The sequence below is a fragment of the Ruegeria sp. AP12 genome (genome assembly GCF_056540025.1).
In genome coordinates this window covers 518,075-538,593 of the sequence record NZ_JBQFVZ010000001.1, presented here as the reverse complement: position 1 = coordinate 538,593, position 20,519 = coordinate 518,075, and the positions used below count along the sequence as shown (strand labels likewise).

Here is a 20,519-nt window from a genome sequence, read left to right as displayed (position 1 = left end):
CCGCCTATATAGGGACGCACCGCCCAAGGGTCAAAACCACAAGCGCATTCTAGCCGCTTTGCGCCCTCAGGTCACTGTCCAATCAGGGATCGTCTGATCACATCCTGCTGCCGCCAGTCTTCCAGCCCCTGATAAATCCCCAGCGCCATCTGGGCGCGCCATTCGGGATTTTTAATGTTTTTCAGGTCTCTGGGGCTGGACAGAAATCCAAGCTCGACCAGAACCGAGGGGATGTCGGCTGCCTTGAGCACCGAGAAGGAGGCAGACCGCAAGGGTTTGCTGTTCATCGGCCCACCCTGCTGCGCCATGCCGTTCGCAACCGCCCGCGCCAGCGCATCCGTGCGCGGCTGGGTTTCCTGCCGCGCCAGATCCAGCAAAACGTCAGTGACCTGATCATCCGCCCCGCTCAGATCGACGCCGGACAGTAGATCGCCGCGATCATGCCGCTCGGCCAGTTTCAGACTGGCCATGTCCGAGGCCTCTTCCGACAGGGTATAGACCACCGCGCCATGGGCCTGCCCTTCGGACAGTGAATCCGCGTGCAGTGAGACAAACAGATCCACACCCGCCTGATGCGCCAGAGCGATGCGGCGTTCCAGCGACACGAAATGATCGCCGGTTCGCGTCAAATAAACCTCGTAACCGCCTGATCGCAAAAGCAGCTCGCGCAGTTCGCGGGCAAAGGTCAGCATCATGGTTTTCTCATCGATCCCGCCAACCTCGGCCCCCGGATCGATACCGCCATGACCCGGATCCAGCATCACGCGCAGCGGTCGATCTGCATTTGGCGGGGCCACTTTGGCGGTCACCGCCGGTTCCGGTAAGTCCCAGCCGGGGTTATGTGGTACGCCTGCGGTGGCATTGAAGGCGTCAAAATCGACCCCCTTCAAGTTTAGCGACAGTACTGCCGTGCCTGCGTTTTGGTCGATCTTCATCTCGGCCGTGTCCACCGCCATCGGCGCACCCAGATCCAGCACCAGACGTGACCAACCGGGCACATAAGCCCCAAATTGCACGCCGCTGATCCGGTCCGATTGCAGAAAATCATCTCGGTTCAGGCCGCTCCAGCCGACCTCCTGAAAGTCCATGACCATGCGATAGGGGTCGCGCAGGGTAAAGATGCGGTACGGCACCCCCTGGCTAAGGCCAAGATCGACGCGGACACCCGTGCGCCCCGTATCCACGATGCGGCTTTGATCCGGCTGAATACGCGCCAGCGCATTGAAATCCTGCGCAAACGCAGCACTGGCTAGCGCCCAGATCAGGGCGATGCAAAAGAAAATCCTGCTCATAGCCTCAAGTTTTCCCGAGATCGTTTGGCTGGCAGCCTATACCACGCAGGGCCTTTTGTGAACGGGTCAGACCTGTTCGGCCAAGGCACCGCGTTCGGACATGAATCTGTGCAGCCGCGACAGCCCCTCTTCGATATCTGCAGTGGCCCGCGCGTAAGAGAACCGCAGGGTCGTGTGACCGCGCGCGGGGTCGAAATCCAGCCCCGGCGTGACCGCAACGCCGGCCTTGTCCAGAATCTCTGCCGCAAAGGCGCGGCTGTCGTCGGTCAGGTCCGAGACGTCGGCATAGACATAAAACGCCCCATCCGGCGGCGCGATATTGGTGAATCCGGCCTTGGGCAACCCGTCCAGCATCAGCATACGGTTCTGACGGTAGACATCCAGATTGGCCTGCAGTTCTTCGTCGCAATCCATTGCGGCCAGCGCGGCCACCTGACTGGCATGGGGCGCACAGATGAACATGTTCTGAGCGATCCGTTCGACCACGCGCACCTGATCTTCCGGGACCACCATCCAGCCGACCCGCCAGCCGGTCATCGAGAAATACTTGGAGAAGGAATTGATCACATAGCACTCATCCGTCAGTTCCAGCGCGGTGACGGCTTTGGCCTCATATTCCAGCCCATGATAGATTTCGTCGCTGATGAATGATGCGCCCTGCCCCTGTGCTGCGTCGATCAGCGCACCCATAGCCGCGTGATCCAGCATGGTGCCGGTTGGATTGGCCGGGGACGCGACCATCAGGCCCTGAAGATCCAGCCCGGCAAAATCGCTGGGCACCGGTTGCAGCCGGTTTTCAGGCGCAGTCGGCAGATCGACCGGTACCAAGCCAAGGGCCTTCAGGATCTGTCGATAAGACGGATAACCCGGCGCGCCAATTCCCACGCGGTCGCCACTGTCAAAAAGCGCGGTGAAAGCCAGCAGAAACCCGCCGGATGAGCCGGGCGTGATCACCACGCGCTCGGGGTTCAGATCGACATTGTACCATTCGCCATACATCCGCGCGATCCGCTGCCGCAGCGCGGGCAGGCCCAAAGCCACCGTATAGCCCAATGGCCCTTGCTGCATCGCCTTGGCCAAAGCTTCGGTCGCGCCTTTGGGGGCACCGGTTCCGGGTTGGCCGACCTCCATGTGGATGATGTGGCGTCCGGCCTCTTCCGCTTTGCGCGCGGCCTCCATCACGTCCATCACAATAAACGGATCGACCCCGGACCGGGTTGAGTTTCTCATGCCCATCTCCCATGTTGCAGCCATGGCTTTTGAACGCGTATCCCGGCTGGCGTCAATCCCGGCCCTGATACTGGCGGCTGTCGTTTGGCTGACGGCCGCAGCGCAAAGCCATGCCCAAAGCCTGATCCGCGACCCCGATATCGAATATGGGCTGCGAGAGCTGGCCTTTCCGGTACTGCGCGCCGCCGGTCTGAACACCAACCGGGTTCGGATTCTGGTGGTCAATGACAGCACGTTCAACGCCTTTGTCATCGACTACAACGCCATCTACCTGAATTACGGTCTGATTCTGGGTGTCGACAGCCCCGAAATGCTGCAAGCGGTGATCGCACACGAGGCCGCGCACATCGCCAACGGGCACCTCGCCCGTCGTGCCGAGAACCTGCGGGCGGCAAACCGCAATGCGGGCCTGGGCACCGCCTTGGCCCTGATCGCCGCCGTCGCTGGCGGTGGGGAAGCCGCAGCCGGGATTGCCGCTGGTGTTCAAGGTTCCGCCATACGCAGCTTTCTGGGTCATACACGGGCCGAAGAAGCCTCAGCCGACCGAAGCGCCGCCAGTTATCTGCGATGGGCCGGGATTTCGCCCAGCGGCATGGTCACGCTGCATCGCAAATTCGCCGGGCAGGAACTGCTGAGCCTGACCAATCAGGACCCCTATATGCGGTCTCACCCCACCAGCCGCGAACGTCTGCGCGCAGCCGAGGCGTTTTTGGAGGAATTCGGAGACAAGGCCGAGCCCAACGCCAATGCCGACTACTGGTTCGCGCGGGTCAAGGGCAAGCTTTCGGCCTTTCTGCGCTCGCCCACATGGACCTTGCGCCGCGCCAAAGAGGAAACCGACCGCGACATTCGCATGATGCGCGAGGCGTCGGCCCATCACCAAAACCGCAATCTCGCCCGTGCCCGCGCAGCCATTGACGAAGCGCTGGCCATTCGCCCGGACGATCCGTTCTACTACGAGCTCAAGGGGCAAATCCTGTTGGAAAACAGACAATTGTCCGAGGCTGTTCAAGCTTATGGGCAAGCGGTCGAGATGGCTCCGAATGATTCATTGATTCTAGCCGGATACGGGCGCGCATTGCTGGCGCAAGGCAAGACTAACGAGGCTTTGGGCGTGCTTGAAAAAGCGCGGGCGCGTGATTTTCGAAACGCCCGCCTGATGCGCGACCTGGGCCTCGCCTATTCGCAGGTTGGAAATAACGGGATGGCGGCGACCGTCACCGCGGAACGATATGCCCTGCAAGGCCGGTTGGCCGATGCGGGGATCCACGCAAGGCGCGCCGTCGGGCAATTGCCCGAGGGCTCTCCGGGTTGGCAAAGGGCACAGGATGTGTTGATTGCCTCGGAACGCGCAAAGAAAGCAAAAAGGAACAGGAAATGATCCTCAGACATGCAGCACCCGCCCTTCTGGGGCTTTCCCTGATCACAGGCCCGGCACAGGCGCTGGACCTGAACGCCATGACCGAGACCGAGCGCGCCGAATTTGGCGCCCAGGTCCGTGAGTACCTTCTGGAAAACCCCGAGGTCATTCTGGAAGCGATCAACATTCTAGAACAGCGCAACGCCGCCGCCGAAGCCGCCGCGGACAAGGAACTGGTCGCGGCCAACGCGGATGAGTTGTTCAATGACGGCTTCAGCTGGGTCGGCGGCAACCCGGACGGAGATATCACTCTGGTCGAGTTCATGGACTATCGCTGCGGCTATTGCCGCCGCGCGGTGCCCGAAGTGGCACAGTTGCTGGAAGCTGATGGCAACATCCGGCTGGTGATCAAAGAATTCCCGATCCTTGGCGACGCCTCGGTCCTGTCCTCGCGCTTTGCCGTGGCCACCAAACATGTGGCGGGCGCTGATGCCTATAAACAGGTCCACGACGCCCTGCTTGAATTCAGCGGCGAGCCGTCCGAAGTGACCCTGCGCCGTATCTCGGACGGTCTGGGGCTGGACAGCGACGCGATCATCGCCGCAATGGATAGCGATCAGGTCACCGATGAAATCCAGCACACCCGCGCTCTGGCACAGCGGATGCAAATCTCGGGCACGCCTTCGTTTGTTCTGGGCACTGAGATGCTGCGCGGCTTCCTGCCCGCCGATCAGATGCAACAGATTGCGGATGGGGTTCGCGCGGATCGCGGGTAACGCGATGGGGCGGGTTGACCGCCCCACCTAAAACCGCAGTTCACTCCGCGCCGAAAATCAACGCATTCGCGATACCGGGCGAAGTGCAGACATCAGCCGTTTCTCAACCGATTCAGATTACTTATTTCATGCAGACCAAAGGCAATTTCCTTTACTACCTGACCGCAGGATGGGCTGCGCTGATAGTCACAGTTGGGCTGTATTACCTGTTTTCCAGTGCCGAACCAACTGCGGACGTTGAAGCCCGCTATCAGGCGAGAATGCAAACCGTACCTATTGAAAGTTGGGAACCTGGCGACGTTAGAACCCTAGTTTTTGGCCGTAAGCCCGTCGTTATATGGCGCCGCGACCAAGCAGAGATGGCAGCGGCAATGTCGCAAGCTGACCCGAGCATTCCCCAGGAAGACTGGGCCGAAGCATTGAATGATGGATCGCTCGCAACGCTCCTTGGACCCGAGGAATTTGCACGCATCGAATGGCTCATCGTCAGCCCTATCAATACCGGAGGTTTTGGGTGCATCGTCCTGACCAAGGCTGGTGATTACGACGGGTTCTTCGATCCATGCCAAGGCGCTCATTTCGATTTGTGGGGTCGCCCTCAAAGGGGTCCAACTGACAAAAATCTAAAGGTACACCCGATTTATTTTGCCGGAGGCGGGCAATCTCTCGTTCTTGATCTGTCAACGCTGCCATCGTCAAACTAACCGGGCCAACGCGGTTTATCCCAAGTTACGCCGATTCTGCGGAAGGTTCTACTTTCCGGTTTTTTCAAACTCGGCGAATTTCTCCGCATAATCCGGGTGCCAGCGCGATAGCGGAGGGCGGTTTTTGATCAGGTCGACCGTATTCCACTGGATCCGGCGGTTGTCGCGGGTGCTGTCCACGTCATTGTCCGGGCAAAGAATGTAGAACGCACCTTCTGACATGCGGCTTATGAAATGATCCACCGTCTGCTCGCTGGTCCAGGCGGCATCGGGTTTTTCCGGAAGGAACGCCGCAATCATGCCGGTATATGTGAAACCGGGAACGAACAGATGCACCGAGATCGGGGCCTCGGCCTGCCGCAATTCATGCGCCAATTGTTCGCTGAGAACGCGTACAGCCGCCTTGCTGACATTATAGCCCGGATTGCCGGGCGGCGTGGTAATACCCTGCTTCGAGCCGGTATTGATCACCACGGCGGGGCGACCGGCCTCGATCATGCGCGGAACAAAGGCCTGTACCCCGCGCAGAACACCCAGAAAGTTAACCTCAAGCAGTTTCAGCCAGTTTTCCATCTCGGACCATGCCTTGGTCGGCAGGCTGATACCAGCATTGTTCATCAATACGGCGACCGGCCCCGTGGCAAAAGCTTTGTCGGCCAGCGCATTGAGGTCTTCCTGCTTGGTGACATCAGTCGGAACAGCAAACACCTGGGCTTCGTCCGCAGCATGGCCACGAACCTCAGCCACGGCCTCATCCAGCGGCTCACCGGGCAGATCGGCCAGAATGACACTAAGACCTGCCTGCGCAAACCGGATGGCCGATACGCGGCCCACACCGCTGGCCGCCCCTGTGACGACGGCCACACCGCCCTGTTCAATTGCCTTGAGATACATGCCAATCCTCCCTTTGTGGGACAGAAGGCTACTCCGCCGCCTCTGCCGCTGCATCCAGTTCGGCGGCTTTCTTCTCGACCTCTTCCACGATGTGATCGATCATCTGATCGTTCGACATCTTGTGGATGGCCTTGCCCGCCAGATAGACCATGCCGGACCCCGCCCCGCCGCCGGTAAAGCCCACATCGGTCATCAGCGCCTCACCCGGACCATTTACGACGCAACCGATGATCGACAAGGACATCGGTGTTTTAATGTGTTCCAGACGATGCTCCAACGCCTCGACCGTCTTGATCACGTCAAACCCCTGCCGTGCGCAGGACGGGCACGAGATGATGTTGACGCCGCGATGGCGCAGGCCCAGAGATTTCAGGATTTCAAAGCCGACCTTGACCTCTTCCACCGGATCGGCGGACAGGCTGACGCGGATCGTGTCGCCAATGCCCATCCATAGCAGATTGCCCAGACCGATGGCGGATTTGATGGTGCCGCTGACCAGCCCACCGGCCTCGGTGATACCCAGATGGATCGGAGCATCCGTGGCCTCGGCAATGCCCTGATAGGCGGCTGCCGACAGGAAGACATCGCTGGCCTTCACGCTGATCTTGAACTCGTGGAAGTCGTTGTCTTGCAGGATGCGGATATGCTCCAACCCGCTTTCAACCATCGCCTCGGGGCACGGCTCGCCATATTTCTCAAGCAGGTGCTTTTCCAAGGACCCCGCGTTCACACCAATGCGGATCGAGCAATTGTGGTCGCGGGCGGCTTTGATCACCTCTTTGACGCGCTTTTCATCCCCGATATTGCCCGGATTGATCCGCAGACAGGCGGCACCGGCCTCGGCGGCTTCGATCCCTCGACGGTAGTGAAAGTGGATGTCGGCGACAATCGGCACCGGGCTTTCGCGCACAATCTCTTTCAGCGCTTTCGCGGATGCCTCATCCGGGACCGACACGCGAACGATATCCGCACCAGCCTCGGCCGCCGCCTGCACCTGCGCAACCGTCGCAGCCACATCCGTGGTCAGGGTGTTGGTCATGGTCTGCACGGCGATGGGCGCGTCGCCCCCGACCGGCACATTGCCGACCATGATCTGACGGGATTTGCGGCGATAAATGTCGCGCCAAGGGCGTACATGATTAAGAGACATGAGAACCTGTCCGCGTCTAGCTGGGTTGCGACATTAGATAGTCCGCGAACCGGGGTACCGCAATGGCTAGATCACTCGGACGGTTGTTCCGCGACTTCGGTCTGCAGCTCGGCCACGAATTGTTTCAGGGCGCTGTTCTGCTCGGCCTCAAGATCGGCCTCGGCATAAACCTCGGAAACCGCATCCTTGGACAGGACGACGCCTTTCGCCACGGTGCCCGGTGCACCGGCGGGGCCGTAATGCTTGCCGTTCATCGAGAAATAGACCGAACCCGAAGCGCCAGCGCGCAGCTGCGGCGGTTCTTCGGTCAGCGGCACTTCGAACACATTGCCCTGCTCGACTGTGCCCAGAGTACCTTCGAATATCACGCTGCCATCGGCGGCCGTGACGCGCATCCAGGCCGGATCAACGGCCACGATCTTCAGCGTGGTGTCGATCTGTTCGACAACCTGCGGCAAGGCCGGGCGTTCCACGGTATGGATGTCGGCCACTACAACCTCGGGCAGTTCAGGCGGGCGGAACGTGCCCACATCACGCGGATCGAGCGTTGAGATCGGTGCATCGCGCGCCACCAGAACCGGAACATCCAAGGCCTGCGGGCGGTACAGACGGTCCAGCGCCTCGACACTGGGTGCTTCTGCTGTTTCGACCTCAGGCGAGACGCTGCGGGCGGCATCCAGCGGATCAAGATCAGACAGCACGACGGGGGCCTGTTCAACCGGGCTGACCTGCACCTGCTGGATCCGGTTCAGAACGGACCAGCCGCCATAGCCGATACCACCGATCAGCGCCAACAGCACCAGTGACGACCCGATGGCGCGCGGTTCGATCTGACTGACCAGAGATTCCTTGCCAGGAATGTAGGGCGTGTTGGGCGAAATGAAGGGGTCACGCCCCATCGGTCCGCGCGCGGGCAAATCGCCCGAGGGTTTGCGCACCACCGACGCCTGAGCGGACATCCCATGTGCCACCTCGAACCCGCTTTCTGCGCAGAAGGTGGCGAAGGTTTCGTCGGGGTCCATACCCAGATAACGGGCATAGGAACGCACATACCCGGCGATGAAGCCGGGTGTGTCAAATGCGTCGGGGTCGGCGTTTTCAATGGCAGCGATGTAGTTGGCTTTGATGCGAAGCTCGCGCTGAACGTCCAGAAGCGATTTGCCCATGGTGGCACGCTCACCGCGCATTCGATCACCAAGCCGAACCTCGTAATCGTCAAACCCTTTGGGTCTGACGTCTACACCTTCCTCGGCTTCGCGCTGTGATCTGCGCCCAATCATCCTGCTGCCCCATTCTGCCTGTCACGCGTTTCGCGCTAACGGCGAATCGCCCCCATAACGATTCGTCCGTCACTTTTGTTAGCGTAAGCTTAACACGTGGCAAATAAGTTGCACACTTTGGCGTGAGGTTATCCGGCAAGTTCGGCGCGATTTAGCGCACAATGTGACCAAAGTTCGTCCATGGCCTGCACCAGACGGTTCAATTCGCCCGGTCCATGCACCGGAGACGGGGTAAACCGCAAACGCTCGGTCCCGCGCGGGACGGTCGGGAAATTGATCGGTTGCACATAGATGCCATAATCCTCAAGCAACCGGTCGCTGAGGATTTTAGTGTGCACAGGGTCCCCGACGATGACCGGGACGATATGGCTGCCGTGGTCGATCAGCGGCAGGCCCAGCCCTTTCAGGCGCAGCTTCAGGATACTGGCCTGAGTTTGGTGCTGTTCGCGCAGCTCAGGGGCCGTTTTCAGATGCGCCACCGAGGCAGCCGCCCCTGCCGCAACCGCAGGCGGCAAAGACGTGGTAAAGATGAAGCCCGGCGCGTAAGAGCGCACGGCGTCACACATCTTCTCGCTGGCCGCAATATAGCCGCCCATGACACCATAGGCTTTGGCCAGCGTGCCATTGATAATGTCGATACGATGGGCCAGACGATCACGCTCGGTCACGCCACCGCCGCGCGGGCCGTACATGCCAACTGCGTGGACCTCGTCGATATAAGTCAGGGCGCCGAATTCATCGGCCAGGTCGCAGATCTCTTCAATCGGGCCGAAATCGCCATCCATGGAATAGACCGACTCAAAAGCGATCAGCTTGGGCGCATTGGGATCATCCGCTTCCAGCAGTTCGCGCAGATGGGCGACGTCATTGTGGCGGAAGATGCGCTTGGCCCCGCCATTGCGGCGCACGCCTTCGATCATCGAGGCATGGTTCAGCGCATCGGAATAGATAATCAAACCGGGGAACAGTTTGGGCAGAGTGGAAAGCGTCGCGTCGTTAGCGATGTATGCGCTGGTGAACAGCAGGGCCGATTCCTTGCCGTGCAGATCGGCCAGTTCGGCCTCAAGCCGTTTGTGATAGACCGTGGTTCCCGAGATATTGCGCGTCCCGCCCGAGCCTGCACCAGCCGCATCCACAGCCTCATGCATCGCCTCCAGAACAACCGGGTGCTGACCCATGCCCAGATAGTCATTGCCGCACCACACAGTGATGTTCTGCGTTGACCCATCAGGACGAGTGCGAACCGCATGCGGGAAATGCCCGTTCCGACGTTCGATGTCGATAAAGGTCCGGTAACGTCCTTCGTCATGCAGCCTGGCAATCGCTGTATCGAGCTGAGCAGTATAGTCCACCGGACCCTCCTAATTCACCCAAGGTGATACACCCACCCTAAGCGCGTATTCCACCACCTGTCACAGCCTAAAGCGTTCCGGCGGTTTTTCGTTCCCTCGTGCTACCTGACTACAGGCGAACGGAAGAACCTAACTTTGACCTGCATCAAATATAAACTTCATTCGGGTCGAGCAAGTATAGTTACGCCCCCCAGACGCGAGGAAACGACGCAGGCCCCGTGTCTTAGCCCGCCCGGTTTCCAATGATAGCACAAATTCCACCTCAACGCCTCTGGACGGCAGCGGCTACGCTGGTAGGTTCGCCACAATCCAAAATCACGCAGGAGCCCTGTTATGTCGCTAGACGCCGTGCTGAGCCGGATCGATTCCGATCTGCAAACTTCGATCGACCGGTTGATGGAGCTGTTGCGCATCCCGTCCATCTCGACCGACCCCGCCTTCAAAGAGCAAGTGGATCAGGCCGCCGACTGGCTTGTGGCCGATCTGCAAAGCATCGGTATCAAGGCCGAAAAACGCGAAACCCCGGGGCATCCCATGGTTGTCGGACATGTGGGCGAGGATTTGGACGGTCCGCATGTGCTGTTCTACGGCCACTACGATGTGCAACCGGTTGATCCCCTGAACCTGTGGAACCGCGATCCTTTCGATCCGGCCATCGAAGACACCGAACACGGCCCGGTCATTCGGGGACGAGGGTCGTCGGATGACAAAGGTCAGTTGATGACCTTTGTCGAAGCCTGCCGCGCCTGGAAAGCCGTGCACGGCACCCTGCCCTGCCGCATCACCTTCTTTTTCGAAGGCGAGGAAGAATCGGGTTCGCCCTCGCTGGTGCCCTTTCTTGAGGCCAACAAAGAAGAATTGCAGGCCGATCTGGCATTGGTTTGTGACACCTCGATGGTGTCACGCGGCGTGCCCTCGATTTCATCGCAACTGCGCGGGATGCTGAAGGACGAATTCACCATCATCGGCCCACGCATCGACCTGCATTCCGGCCATTACGGCGGCCCGGGGCTGAACCCCCTGCGCGAATTGTCCAAGATCATCGCCTCGTTTTACGACGATGAAACCGGACGCGTCGCGGTCGAGGGGTTCTACGAAGGCGTGCACGAGGTTCCTGCCGAGCAGCTGCGCCAGTGGGAAAACTGCGGCTTTGACGAAGCCGACTATCTGAACTCGGTAGGCTACAGCCAGCCCCATGGGGAAAAAGGCTACTCGACCCTCGAACAGCAATGGGCGCGCCCGACGCTTGAGGTCAACGGCCTTTGGGGCGGGTACAACGGCGCAGGGTCCAAAACGGTGATCCCGTCCGAGGCGCATTGCAAGATCACCTGCCGCCTTGTTGGCGACATGGACCCGGACGCCCTGCGCAAGAAAATCCGCAAACATGTCGCAGACCGCCTGTCGCCGGACGCCAAAGTCACGTGGGACAATGACCTTGAAGGCTCACCCGCCTCGGTCATGAACCTGGACCGCCCTGAATTTGAAGCCGCGCGCGGTGCGCTGTCTGATGAATGGGACCGCGAGGCCGTCTTTACCGGAATGGGCGGATCGATTCCGGTTGTCGGTTACTTCAATACCGTGCTCGGGTTGGATTCGATGCTGGTCGGCTATGCAAATGACGACGACGCCATTCACTCACCCAACGAGAAATACGACGTCAAAAGCTTCCACAAAGGTATCCGCTCCTGGGCCCGCATTCTGGACGCTTTGAATAAGTAAGAGTCTTTTGCGAGGCTCTGCCTCGCGCTCCGAGGTATTTGGGAACAGAAGAAGTATGGATCCCCTGCTTCTTCTGTTTGAAAATACCTCGGGGGAGTCGCGGCTTGCCGCGGCGGGGGCAGAGCCCCCTTTTCTTACATATGGATCACACGCCCGTAGGCATCCAGCACGGCTTCGTGCATCATCTCGGACAGCGTTGGGTGCGGGAAGACGGTGTTCATCAGATCTTCTTCGGTTGTTTCCAACTGTCGACCAACCACGTAACCCTGGATCAGTTCGGTCACTTCCGCGCCGATCATGTGGGCACCCAGAAGTTCTCCGGTCTTGGCGTCGAATACGGTTTTGATCAGGCCCTCGGGCTCTCCCAACGCGATGGCCTTGCCGTTGCCGATGAAGGGGAAGCGGCCGACTTTGATGTCATAGCCCAGTTCTTTGGCCTTGGCTTCGCTGTAGCCGACCGAAGCAACCTGCGGCTGGCAATAGGTGCAGCCTGCGATGCTTTCGGGTTTGACCGGATGTGCGTGTTTGCCCGCGATAAGGTCCGCGACCATGACGCCCTCGTGGCTTGCCTTATGCGCCAGCCAAGGCGCGCCCGCGATGTCGCCGATGGCATAGAGACCCTCGACCCCCGTGCGGCAATATTCGTCTGTGACCACATGGGTACGGTCGATTTTGACGCCCAGAGCCTCTAGCCCCAGGTTCTCGACATTGCCCACGATACCAACGGCAGAGATCACGGTGTCGAAATCGTGTTTCTCGACCTTACCTTTGACCTCGATATGGGCTGTGACCTTGCCCTTGGCGCGATCCAGCTGCTTGACCATCGCCTTTTCCATGATGGTCATGCCTTGCTTGGTGAAGGCTTTCTTGGCGAAGGCGCTGATTTCGGCGTCCTCGACAGGCAGGACTCGGTCCATCACCTCGACCACAGTGGTATCCGCGCCAAGCGTATTGTAGAAGCTGGCGAATTCGATGCCGATGGCGCCCGACCCGATGACCAGCAGTTTCTTCGGCATCCGGGGCGGTTGCAGCGCGTGTTTGTAGGTCCAGACCAGATCGCCGTCAGCCTCGAGCCCCGGCAGTTCGCGCGCCCGTGCGCCGGTGGCCAGCACGATGTTCTTGGCCGTCAGTTCTTCGGTGCCTTTGTCTGTCTTGACGGTCACTTTGCCCTTGGCGGGGATCGTGGCCTCGCCCATGATCACGGACACTTTGTTTTTCTTCAGCAAGTGCCCGATGCCGCCGGAAAGCTGCCCTGCAACACCGCGCGACCGTTTGACAACCGCATCCAGATCATAGCCGATCTTGTCCGCTTTCAAGCCGAAATCCTTGGCCCGCTCCATCAGATGGAACACTTCGGACGAGCGCAGCAGCGCCTTGGTGGGGATACAACCCCAGTTCAGGCAGATACCACCCAGATGCTCACGCTCGACCACAACGGTTTTCAGCCCCAGCTGCGCCGCGCGGATGGCAGCAACATAGCCTCCGGGGCCTGCCCCGATTACGATCAGATCAAAAGATTGTGCTGCCATGTGTCCCTCTCGGCGCAGGTCGGATGAAATTTAGTTTACCATTAAACTATTTTTCAGAACGCATCAACACACCCTACCCGCGACAAAAGCGACGCAGGGTAAACAGTGGCAGGATTGCGCTGTTTTCAGCCTATACCCGCGCCATCCCAAAGGCTAGAAAAGAACAGCCGACTGCGGCGCCGCTTTCCTAATCACAAGTCATTCGAAAGGCTTACCATGGCCAAAACTCTGAAAGATCTATTTCTTGCCCTGCTCAACGCCACATTGATTCTGGTGGCGCTTTGCCTGTTTCTGGGATGGAAGCTGGCCTCGAGCGTCGAGAATGTCACAACCGATTTCGCCGAAACACTACAGGTTGTGACACCTCTGCGGGACGAAGCACAAGGTATCCGGGGGGAACTGGCGGCTTTGCGCAGCGAGCTTGCAGCCCTGCCAACCGATGGCAGCGTTATCGACATCGCCACGTCGCGCCGGATTAAGTCGGCGCTGAACCGGCTGAACGCGATCGAGGACAAGCTGCAAACAACTCAGGCCCGGTTCTCTGACCTGGCAGAGCAACCGGACCTGTTGATCGAAAAAGCCATTCAGACCTCGGGCGACGTTGTCGCCGACCGGGTCCTTGCCGTCAGGGGGTGCGTCCCCGAGACTTAACTCGCCGCCTGAAGCTCGCGCACTGTTGTGCCGTAGCCGCCCATGTTGACATATGCTGTCTCATGTTCGGTCGAGTGGCGCGACAGTGCCTCGTTCCGATAGGGGAACCGGCCGAATTTGCGGATCACCTCACGATGGGCCCGAGCATGTAACAGATTGCCCGGGTTGCTGCTGAGGTTCTGGCACATCAGGCGCACACAGCGTTCCTGATCGCACAGGTTTTCTGAATGCATCATGGGCAGATAAAAGAACTGCCGGGCCGGTTCATCGATCCTCATATCCCAACCCTTATCCACCGCGCATTTGGCGGCGGTTAGCGCCGCCTTGTCCGTTGCAAAGGCTTTTGCGCTGCCTCGGAACATGTTGCGTGGAAACTGGTCGGTCAGGATGATGTAGGCCAACACCCCGCTGGGATAGGTCAGCCAAAGAGAGAATGTCCCTTCGGTTGCGGCCTCCCATGTTGTTTGGAAACGGTCCCGGATTTCCGCGTCCAACGCGTCATCCTGTAGATACCAACCTTTGGGACCAACTTCATCTAACCAATAACTCAATACGTCTTCAGGCCCTACCATTGCCCTAAACTCCAACTTGTGCCCTCCCCAGGGACGTAACGTCATTAAAGGCTGTTTTACAGAATTGGAACAGTAAAATATTGCAACATTAGCGACATATTTACGTGTCTTAAGCGACTTCCTGCGTATCCTGCTCGGCTTCGGCGGCCTCGATGGCCACCTCTTGTGCCACTTCAAGCGCAACCGGCGATGCGGTGGGATAAACCGGGGACATGGTGCCGGTTTCGTCGACAGGCACAGTCGGGCGCTGTGTCGTCCGGTAGAGTGCATAGACTGCGGTCATGAACAACAGGGCGGCGATAAACAGGAAGAAGCCCTGCGGTCCGAAAATGGCATCACCCATCAGCCAGCCGGTGATCAGCGGACCGGCAATTGCGCCCAGACCGTTGATGAAGATCAGCCCGCCCGAGGCCGCCGCCATATCCTCATGCTCCAGAAAGTCGTTGGCGTGGGCAATCAGCAGTGAATAGAGCGGATTGGACATGCCGCCGATCAGGAAGGCAGCGCCCAGCAGCACCGGGAATGCCAGACCAAAGATCATTCCAACCACGGCACCGATGCCGCCGCCAGCCGAAACCAGCATGATCAGAACGCGGCGATCCATCCGGTCCGAGAACCAGCCCAGCGGATATTGCAGAACCACTGCCCCAATATAGAACGCGGCCACGAAAGATGAGATTTCGACCAATGTCAGCCCGGCGCGTGCGCCATAGACTGGTGCCATGCCGAACTGGGCCGAGAATACACCACCCAGCAGGAACATGCCGACGCAGCCCAGGGGCGATTTCCCCATCAACTCGCGCAGAGTCATGGGTTTGGTGGTGTCGAAGGCCGGCGTGGGGGAAATTGACAGCAGAATGGGCGCAAACGAGACCGAAACCAGGATCGAGGCGATGACGAATGTTTCATAGCCTGCCGGATCGCCCAGCAAAACAAGCCCTTGCGCGCTGATGATCCCGGTCATCTGGACGATCATATACAGCGACAAGGCCTGGCCGCGGTTTTCATTGCTGGCGGCGTTGTTCAGCCAGCTTTCGGCAGTGACATACACACCCGAGAAACAGAACCCGATCACGACGCGGCCCAGAACCCATGCAATCGGGTCGGTCAGCATCGGATACATGATCATCACGGCCGAGATGAATGAGGCCAACGCGGCAAAGACCCGGACGTGCCCGACCCTGCGGATCATCTCGGGCGTCAGGCGCGATCCGCCGAGGAACCCAAGAAAATACGCCGACATCACAAAGGACATCTGAAGGGTCGAGAACCCCTCGATCTCGCCACGAACGCCCAGGATGGTGCCCTGCAGGCCGTTGCCGATCATCAAAAGACCCATTCCGAGCAACAGCGCCCACGCGCTGGACAGGACCTGAAACATTGGGGCCTCCGATGAAATGCCGTTCTTAACTTGGATTCGTTGGTGCGATCAAAAAACGCTCTGGTCGCGCTTGTCTACGACTTTCCTGTCGTTTGCGGCCCGAAACGCGTCTTTCATGGGATCAAAAGCGACGAGTCACCGTAAGAGAAGAAGCGATATTTCTGTGCAATGGCATGGGCATACACCTCGCGCATCCGGTCCTGTCCCATCAGCGCTGATACCAGCATCAACAGGGTGGATTTTGGCAGGTGGAAGTTGGTCATCAGCGCGTCGGTGACGTGGAATTGGAAACCGGGATAGATAAAAATATCGGTCTCGCCCTCCCATGACTGGATCTCACCACCTCGCGCGGCGCTTTCAATCAGGCGCAGCGCGGTGGTTCCCACGGGGATGACACGCCTGCCTGCGGCTTTGGTGGCACGAATCTCGGCGGCGGCGGTGTCGCTGACCCTGCCCCATTCGGCATGCATCTTGTGGGTGGTCACGTCTTCGACCTTCACCGGCAGGAAAGTGCCCGCGCCAACATGCAGGGTCACATGGCTGAATTCGATACCGCGTTCCTTTAGCGCCTGCATAAGCGGTTCGTCGAAATGCAGCGAAGCCGTCGGGGCGGCAACCGCGCCTGAATTCCGCGCCCAGATGGTTTGGTAATCGGTCTTGTCCTGCTCGTCCGCAGGGCGCTTGGCGGCGATGTAGGGCGGCAAGGGCATTGCACCGGCCTGTTCCAGCGCGGTGTCGAAATCCTCGCCTGTCAGGTTGAACCGCAGATAGGCTTGCCCGTCTTCCACGCGATCCAATGTTGCGGTCAGATCGTCCGAGAAGACGATCTCTTCCCCCGGTTTGACCTTTTTCAGCGGCTTGATCAATGCCGCCCAGCTGCCATCGGCTTGCGGGTCCAGCAAGGTGGCCTCAATCGCGGCCGACACAGGGCCCTGTGCGCTGTCACGATGACGCCTGCCGCTGAGTCTTGCCGGGATCACCCGCGTATCGTTCAGCACCAACCGATCACCGGGTTGCAGCCAGTCAGGCAGGTCGAACACATGGCTGTCCGCAACCGCACCCCCCCGCGCCACCAGCAGACGCGCCGAGGATCGCGGATTGGCGGGCCGCGTTGCAATCAGGTCTTCGGGCAGGTGGAAATCAAAATCGCTGAGTTTCATGGCCGCGCCATACAAGGCCAAAACAGATTCGGCCATATCCCCGGATCAGTTGTCCCTTGGCGGTGATCCATAGGTACGTTTCACCTCATCGGGTTTCTGAGGCCGGGAATTTGGCCCGTCGGACACTTTGGGTGCAGGTGGGCGCAGCAGGTCGCGCAAGAACAAAGGTGCGAGACCGGACAGCGGGTTCACCGATACTTTCGGCGCGCTCAGCGGTCCGGTCAGCCTGTAGTTAAAGCCGATCACGCCTTCGCCTTTGCGCGTCAGAACACTGCCAATCGCATTCACCAGATAGATCGGAGAGATCGCGCCGCGCAGGTCCAGCATACCGTTGACGGTATCAATTGTGCCATCAAACGACAGGCCCATGGACGGGCCAACGGCACTGCCGCTTAGCACCTTGATGTCCGTTGGGGTCAGCCGCATGCGGCTGTCGATGGACGAAAAGAAGATGCCCTGCCCCGCCATCTCATCCAGCAGGCCAACAAGGCTGATGGCGTTCAACAGGGCCGCCATGGCGGGCGCGTCGGTAATGCGAGTGTTCACGATCTTGACGATCACATCATAACTGCCGAGGGCCGCCACCGGCTCAAGCTGCAGGTCCAGATCACCGCCCCGCGCCTGCGTCAGCACCCCCGCTGATCGCAGCACCGCCCCAGCGTCCTTTGACGTCAGGCTGACCGCACTGCGGTTGCCGCGCGGTGTCACCTGCCCTCGCACAGCGGCCCCGCCATTGACCGCAGCCGTGAAACCGCCGGTGACACCGCCCGTGGTCTGGAAGTTCCCCTTGAAACCGGTCAGCGCCACGGTCTCGGTCACTTGCAGCCGATCCAGCGTTACATCCAGCTTTGGCCCCGGACCGCCACCGCCCGAACCTCCGCCCTCGCCAAAGGTTGCATCGCCCATATTCATGACACCGCCCAGAACGCGAATATCCGGCACCGCCCCGCCCCGGCTGATCAGTTCCGCCGGAACGGCCAGCCAATTGCCCAGATCGAACGAGCTAAAGCGGACGCGATCAAATTCGCCGTCTTCGCGGAAAGAGATTGAAGCATTGGTACGCAATCCCGCCGCATCTACACGCAGGGAGTCGACGCTCAGCTGGTCGCCCAACGTGACGTCGGCAATCAAAGTACCGGTGCTGTTCGCGCCTTTGCGCCAACCCAGTTCGGGGATGGCAAGCACGACCCCGGACAGATCCGATGTCGCCAACAGCTTGGGCGGTTCGCCTGCACCGATGCCCAAGCTGATATCCGCCGTGCCTTGCCCGGTCAGCATCCCGTCCGGCAGGCCTGCGTTGATTTCCTGCATCAGCCTTGGGGACAGTTCGATCTGGCCCGTCAGCTCACTGCGCTGCGCCGTTTTTCCGTCGATCGGTTGGCGCCACGCGGCCTGAATCGGAACGTCGCCAAAGTTGCCCTGACCGTCGATCTCAACTCCGGTCTGATCTCCGCTTAGATCCAGCAGATCGGCGCTGACGAAAAATCCGGGGACAAGCCTGTCGCTGCTGAGATTTCCCAGATCGCCGTCAAAGTGGAACTGCGTGTCCTGAAACTGCAGCTCTTTCTTCATTGGCAGTGACAAAGTACCCGCCAGCGCGACGGTCCCATCCGCCAGATCAACCGGCAGCCCGGCCTTGCTGAGCAGTGACAACGGCGGCCGGTCCAGCAAGGACAATGCTGCCGTGACACTGCCCGACGCCTTGATCCGCGCAATCGCCGGTGAGGATTTCTTGATGCTTGTATCCGGAATGATGAAAGACGTCCCAGAGGCATCCACCTCACCGCCCTCATCCGCGATCACAATCCCGCGCTGCGCTGTCGCGGTGAAGCGGCGATCTATCAGGCTGGCCTGTCCTTGCGCGTTTTCGATAGGCGGCAGGGTTTTGACAAAGCGGATCGTTGCATCCTCGAACCCGAAATCCAGATAGAGGTCCGGCTTGGACCCGGGTCGCAGACGCAGCGCAAAATCCATGTCCGACAGCAGGCCTTGATACAGGTTCTTTGTCACCCACTCCCGCGGCTTGGGGGCCAGACGTTCGGGCCAGTAGCTTAGCACCTCATCCGAGGTCATGCGATCCAGATGCGCGTCCAGATCGACCGACCACCCGTCAGGCAGGCCCACAAGATCACCGGACGCACGCACCCGGTGATCCCCATCTTCGATGGTCATCTGACCAAGACGCAGATGAAACGGCGCGAAGGTCATCTTGAAATCCAGATCGGCCTGCCGCAGCTTCAGCGCCTCGGGGAACAGGTCTGCCGGGTTGGCGTCGATGCCGGTCAGGCGCAACTGTGCGTCTAGGCTGTCCAGGGTGCCGTTTTCCACCCCTTGCAGAAACGCCTTCCCTTCCGCCTGGACCGAGCCCCAGGCGGACACCACCGAAACCTCGTTGAAATCAATCTGATGCCCGACGGGGTTGTAGGTGAAATAGGTGCGGGCCGAGTCGAAGGGAACTGGCCGTGTCTCGGGGTTGGGTTGTACCGCCCCGGCCCCAAGGTTGAGCGTGGCAAACAGCGGCCCAACCGCGCCTTCGCCGTCAATACTGCCGCGCAGCGCGCCGGAGATTGGCGTTCGAAGCACCTGCAACCACGCCAACGCCGGGCTTTGGCCATAGACATCCTCGGCCGGCAGATCGGTGATTGAAACACCGAACCGCGCCTCGGGTGTGCCCAGAACGCTGGTATAGTTCGCCTCGATCCCGCTGACATAATCGCGCCCCGACAGAACCGAGAAGCCCGTCGCCAGCCGCATCTCATTGTCGTTGCGGGTCAGTTGGATGTGGCCGCCATCCAGCACCCAGGACCGCCCCAGCCGCAGATCACGGTAATCCAGTGTGATCGCGTCCAGCTGCACTGAGGTCAGCGCCGACAACATGGGCGACAGGAACACCTCGTCCGAGGATTCGATCAACTGCGCCAGGTTTGGTGCCTCCTGCACCGGAGAGCTATCGGTGCCCACCGTCAGGGTCAGCGCCCCATCCATCCCTCGGGTCAGTGCGATCTGTGCGCCGCTCAGCATGATGCGTTTGGGGCGTACGTTGCCGCGCAGCAACGGGCGCATGGCCAGGCTGGCCCGCATATCCGAGACCTGAGCGATCTGCTGACCCGCCGCATCGCTGATGCTGACATCGGTCAGGCGCAGGCGGGGTCGCCATCCTTCGTGGATGATAAAGCTGACATCTCCGAACCGGATTTGCAGTCCGCCCAAGGTCTGTTCCAGCCGCGCCTCGACCCGGTCGCGTACCCATGCCGGGGCATGCATGCGCTGGCCGATCATCATGAACCCGACCACCACTGCCAGCACCACAAGCAGAATGGTGCCCCGCATCGCCCAAAGACCTGCCGTCCGTCGGCGCGAGCGTCGGCGTGGGGTGCGTTCCGGCGGATCGCCCCCTTGCTGTTCCTGCTGCGCCAATTTGCTGTTCACGCCTTTTAACCCGCTGGTATCGCCCTATGATCTCGGGCAG

General features: G+C 60.0%; 16 protein-coding genes. 5 read left to right on the top strand and 11 right to left on the bottom strand.

The features are described 5' to 3' along the window. Positions 1 to 71 precede the first annotated feature (71 nt). Entirely contained in the window at positions 72 to 1,292 is a 1,221-nt protein-coding gene (locus ACR0E6_RS02720) for an N-acetylmuramoyl-L-alanine amidase (protein ID WP_480580761.1), read from the bottom strand. 66 nt (positions 1,293 to 1,358) lie between these two features. Next, entirely contained in the window at positions 1,359 to 2,522 is a 1,164-nt protein-coding gene (locus ACR0E6_RS02715) for a pyridoxal phosphate-dependent aminotransferase (protein WP_480580759.1), read from the bottom strand. Here ACR0E6_RS02715 and ACR0E6_RS02710 point away from each other — a divergent pair. From ACR0E6_RS02710 to ACR0E6_RS02700, 3 genes are read left to right on the top strand one after another with little or no spacing between them, the layout of a single operon-like run. Then, positions 2,521 to 3,903, top strand: coding sequence for a M48 family metalloprotease (locus ACR0E6_RS02710; protein WP_480580757.1), 1,383 nt, complete (start codon positions 2,521 to 2,523; stop codon positions 3,901 to 3,903). The genes ACR0E6_RS02715 and ACR0E6_RS02710 overlap by 2 nt on opposite strands. Next, positions 3,900 to 4,658: a DsbA family protein gene (locus ACR0E6_RS02705; protein ID WP_480580754.1), complete on the top strand. Its 759-nt coding sequence runs from the start codon at positions 3,900 to 3,902 to the stop codon at positions 4,656 to 4,658. The genes ACR0E6_RS02710 and ACR0E6_RS02705 overlap by 4 nt, the downstream gene beginning before the upstream one ends. A gap of 14 nt (positions 4,659 to 4,672) precedes the next feature. Then, on the top strand, positions 4,673 to 5,362 hold the full coding sequence (locus ACR0E6_RS02700) for a Rieske (2Fe-2S) protein (RefSeq protein WP_480580752.1): 690 nt from the start codon (positions 4,673 to 4,675) through the stop codon (positions 5,360 to 5,362). Between the two features lie 48 nt (positions 5,363 to 5,410). On the opposite strand, the gene ACR0E6_RS02695 is transcribed toward ACR0E6_RS02700, so the two are convergent. The 4 genes from ACR0E6_RS02695 to hemA form a co-directional block, all read right to left on the bottom strand. Next, positions 5,411 to 6,256: an SDR family NAD(P)-dependent oxidoreductase gene (locus ACR0E6_RS02695; RefSeq protein ID WP_480580750.1), complete on the bottom strand. Its 846-nt coding sequence runs from the start codon at positions 6,254 to 6,256 to the stop codon at positions 5,411 to 5,413. Between the two features lie 28 nt (positions 6,257 to 6,284). Further along, entirely contained in the window at positions 6,285 to 7,406 is a 1,122-nt protein-coding gene (gene ispG / locus ACR0E6_RS02690) for a flavodoxin-dependent (E)-4-hydroxy-3-methylbut-2-enyl-diphosphate synthase (protein WP_480580748.1), read from the bottom strand. A 71-nt stretch (positions 7,407 to 7,477) separates the two neighbouring features. Beyond that, entirely contained in the window at positions 7,478 to 8,686 is a 1,209-nt protein-coding gene (locus ACR0E6_RS02685; RefSeq protein ID WP_170735041.1) for a helix-turn-helix domain-containing protein, read from the bottom strand. A 128-nt stretch (positions 8,687 to 8,814) separates the two neighbouring features. Next, complete coding sequence (hemA, locus tag ACR0E6_RS02680; protein WP_170449972.1) at positions 8,815 to 10,038, bottom strand: 5-aminolevulinate synthase; 1,224 nt, start codon at positions 10,036 to 10,038, stop codon at positions 8,815 to 8,817. Between the two features lie 333 nt (positions 10,039 to 10,371). Here hemA and ACR0E6_RS02675 point away from each other — a divergent pair, with 333 nt between their 5' ends. Continuing rightward, on the top strand, positions 10,372 to 11,757 hold the full coding sequence (locus ACR0E6_RS02675; RefSeq protein WP_170519293.1) for a dipeptidase: 1,386 nt from the start codon (positions 10,372 to 10,374) through the stop codon (positions 11,755 to 11,757). 134 nt (positions 11,758 to 11,891) lie between these two features. Here ACR0E6_RS02675 and lpdA read toward each other — a convergent pair whose 3' ends face one another. Next, positions 11,892 to 13,286: a dihydrolipoyl dehydrogenase gene (lpdA, locus tag ACR0E6_RS02670; RefSeq protein ID WP_170449968.1), complete on the bottom strand. Its 1,395-nt coding sequence runs from the start codon at positions 13,284 to 13,286 to the stop codon at positions 11,892 to 11,894. A 216-nt stretch (positions 13,287 to 13,502) separates the two neighbouring features. On the opposite strand from lpdA, the gene ACR0E6_RS02665 reads away from it, so the two are divergent. Continuing rightward, positions 13,503 to 13,937: a hypothetical protein gene (locus ACR0E6_RS02665; protein ID WP_480580745.1), complete on the top strand. Its 435-nt coding sequence runs from the start codon at positions 13,503 to 13,505 to the stop codon at positions 13,935 to 13,937. Here ACR0E6_RS02665 and ACR0E6_RS02660 read toward each other — a convergent pair. From ACR0E6_RS02660 to ACR0E6_RS02645, 4 genes are all read right to left on the bottom strand, one after another. Then, on the bottom strand, positions 13,934 to 14,509 hold the full coding sequence (locus ACR0E6_RS02660; protein WP_170449964.1) for a DUF924 family protein: 576 nt from the start codon (positions 14,507 to 14,509) through the stop codon (positions 13,934 to 13,936). The two genes, ACR0E6_RS02665 and ACR0E6_RS02660, sit on opposite strands and share 4 nt — an antisense overlap. 109 nt (positions 14,510 to 14,618) lie before the next feature. Beyond that, positions 14,619 to 15,890: an MFS transporter gene (locus ACR0E6_RS02655; protein WP_480580743.1), complete on the bottom strand. Its 1,272-nt coding sequence runs from the start codon at positions 15,888 to 15,890 to the stop codon at positions 14,619 to 14,621. A gap of 113 nt (positions 15,891 to 16,003) precedes the next feature. After that, entirely contained in the window at positions 16,004 to 17,050 is a 1,047-nt protein-coding gene (gene queA / locus ACR0E6_RS02650; RefSeq protein WP_480582198.1) for a tRNA preQ1(34) S-adenosylmethionine ribosyltransferase-isomerase QueA, read from the bottom strand. A gap of 45 nt (positions 17,051 to 17,095) precedes the next feature. Continuing rightward, a complete protein-coding gene (locus ACR0E6_RS02645; protein ID WP_480580741.1) occupies positions 17,096 to 20,479 on the bottom strand; it encodes a YhdP family protein in 3,384 nt (1,127 codons plus the stop codon). Positions 20,480 to 20,519 lie beyond the last annotated feature (40 nt).